Here is a 436-nt window from a genome sequence, read left to right as displayed (position 1 = left end):
GCGCACCTGCGCCTGCAGTCGGGCCCATGCATCGGCTTGCAGCCCGGACGGAAGGCTGCCGGACAGCACCACCGGCAGCTGCGGCTGGAGCAGTGCGTCGAGTCGGCGCGATACCGCGTCCAGATCGGCGTCGCACAGTGACAGGCCGGGCAGGTTGATGTCGGTGGTCTCGCCGTTGGCATCTTCCACCAGCTTGATGTTGGTGCGGGTACGGCCCGGAATGCGCAGACACGCGTCTGCGATGCCCCGATCGGAAAACAGTGCGCTGAACACGCCGTCGTTGCCATCGCCGAGCACGCCCAGCGCAGTGGTCGGCACGCCCCAGTCTGCCAGGCAAGCGGCCACGTTGATGCCTTTGCCGCCGGCGTCGTCGCGGGAACTGCGGGCGCGATGCACGTGACCCGGTTGCAGGTGCGCCAGCCGCACGGTCTGGTCG

General features: G+C 69.0%; 1 protein-coding gene. It reads right to left on the bottom strand.

Annotated elements, in window-relative coordinates; all coding sequences use genetic code 11:
- A partial coding sequence (locus tag D7V77_RS42665) for a 1-phosphofructokinase family hexose kinase (protein ID WP_233597587.1) occupies nucleotides 1-436 on the bottom strand: 436 nt, incomplete at both ends.

Source organism: Corallococcus sp. CA041A (assembly GCF_003612075.1).
GTDB classification, from domain to species: Bacteria; Myxococcota; Myxococcia; order Myxococcales; family Myxococcaceae; genus Corallococcus; species Corallococcus exiguus.
This window is presented reverse-complemented; position numbering and strand designations above follow the sequence as displayed.